Source organism: Micromonospora sp. M51 (genome assembly GCF_018070305.1).
Classification (GTDB): Bacteria; Actinomycetota; Actinomycetes; order Mycobacteriales; family Micromonosporaceae; genus Micromonospora; species Micromonospora parva.
Window position 1 is genome coordinate 1 of record NZ_JAGPXZ010000978.1, and the last position, 1,937, is coordinate 1,937.

Sequence of the window (1,937 nt, forward strand, 5' to 3'; positions counted from 1 at the left end):
GCCTTGGTCAGTACGACCAGGGGTCGGGCGCCGGACTCGTGGGCCAGGGAGAGCAGCCGCTCGATCCGGCCCACGTCCGGCTCGGGGTGCACCGGCTCGACCACGGCGGCGGCGTCGAGGTTGGCGGCCAGCACCTGGCCGCTGGCGTCCTTGCCGGCGGTACGCCGGATCAGCGCGCCGCGCCGCGGCAGTACCGCCTCCACGGTGACCCGGCGGTCCGGCCAGTGGGTGAGCAGCACCCAGTCCCCGGCGCAGGGCAGCGCGGACGGGTCCCGCGCGGCGACGGTCAGCACCGCCCCGCCCAGGCTGGCCCGGACCGGGCCGACGGTGGTCAGCACCGTGCAGACCCCCCGGTCCACCCGGGCCACCCGACCCGGCTGGTGCTCGCCGCGACGCGCGGCGTACGCCGCTCGCTCGGCGTCCCAGCCGAGGGCGGTCAGATCGATCGTCATAGCATCCTCATCGGTGTCGAAGCTGGTGATGGCGGAACACGCGTGCCACGTCCGGCATGATCAACCACCTCCGTCCGATGTCCCGGTGCCGCGTCTGCCGCTGACGGTAGGTCGTGCGCCGACGCGCCGAAAGCGATTTCCCCGGCGACGCCGCGGGCGGCGGACCGCTACTGTCGACGGGTGACCACGGATCCGCTGCTGCTGATGGGCGAGGTGGACGCGGCCACCAGCCGACTACTCCGTACCGCCGCGTCTTTCGACGCCGCGGACCTGGCTGCCGCGTCGCTGCTGCCGGGCTGGACGCGCGGCCACGTGCTGGCGCACGTGGCGCGCAACGCCGACGGCTTCGTCAACCTGCTCACCTCGGCCCGCACCGGGGAGGCCCTGCCGATGTACGCCTCGTTGGAGGCCCGCACGGCGGACATCGAAGCCGGTTCGGGCCGACCACCGGCCGCGCACCTGGACGACCTGCGCCGCACCGCGGACCTGTTCGCCGAGGCGGTCGCGGCGATGCCGACCGAGGCGTGGGCGGCGACGGTGCAGGCGCGTAAGGGCCCGTGGCCGGCCGCGCTGCTGGTCTGGGGTCGGCTCCGGGAGATCGAGGTGCACCACCTCGATCTGGCCGCCGACTACCGGGCCACGGACTGGTCGGAGGCGTTCGCCCACCGACTGCTGCGCGAGGCGGCCAGCCATCACGGCACCGGTCCGACGCCCCCGTCGATGGTGCTCCGTCTCGACGGCAGCGAGCACGAGGTGGTGATCGGGGAGCGGGTCGGCGCCCCGGTCGTCGCCGGTCCCGCCCCCGACCTCGCCGCCTGGCTGATCGGCCGCGCCGACGGCGCCCCGCTCTCCGTCATCCCTGACGGTCCCCTGCCTACTCCACCGGAATGGATATAGAAACGTCATGACATACAACGGAGACGTCACGAACGGCGGCGCACCCGCGGTTCGGGACTTGGCCGGGCTGACCATCAGCAAGCTGTCGGTGGGCCCGATGGACAACAACGCCTACCTGCTGCGCTGCACGGCCACCGGTGACCAGGTGCTGATCGACGCCGCCAACGAGGCACCCCGGCTGCTCGACCTGATCGGCGACGGTGGGCTCACCGCCGTGGTGACGACCCACCAGCACATGGATCACTGGGTGGCGCTGGAGGAGGTCGTCGCCAAGACCGGCGCCCGGGCGCTGGTGCACGCCGACGACGCGGCGGGCCTGCCGATCGAGGCGGAGCGGCTGGCCGACGGCGACACCGTGGCGGTCGGCGACTGCGCGCTGGAGGTCATCCACGTCAAGGGCCACACCCCGGGTTCGATCGCGCTTCTCTACCGCGACCCGGCCGGCACCCCGCACCTGTTCACCGGCGACAGTCTCTTCCCTGGTGGCGTCGGCAACACCGACAAGGACCCGGAGCGGTTCGCGGCGCTGATCGGCGACGTCGAGCAGAAGCTGTTCGACAAGCTGCCGGACGACACCTGGTTCTACCC

Annotated in this window: 3 protein-coding genes; 2 read left to right on the forward strand and 1 reads right to left on the reverse strand. The window is 73.1% G+C overall.

What is annotated here, in order from left to right; translation table 11 throughout:
• Window positions 1-452 (reverse strand): GTPase RsgA (gene rsgA / locus KBX53_RS31465; protein WP_369010020.1); only part of this gene is annotated, 452 nt, incomplete at its 3' end.
• Between the two features lie 180 nt (window positions 453-632).
• Here rsgA and KBX53_RS31470 point away from each other — a divergent pair.
• Together KBX53_RS31470 and KBX53_RS31475 are read left to right on the forward strand one after the other, a co-directional pair.
• Window positions 633-1,349, forward strand: a complete 717-nt coding sequence (locus KBX53_RS31470; RefSeq protein ID WP_030338343.1) for a maleylpyruvate isomerase family mycothiol-dependent enzyme — start codon at window positions 633-635, stop codon at window positions 1,347-1,349.
• Window positions 1,350-1,356: 7 nt separating this feature from the next.
• Window positions 1,357-1,937: MBL fold metallo-hydrolase (locus tag KBX53_RS31475; protein ID WP_210863395.1), on the forward strand; the 581-nt coding region annotated here is incomplete at its 3' end.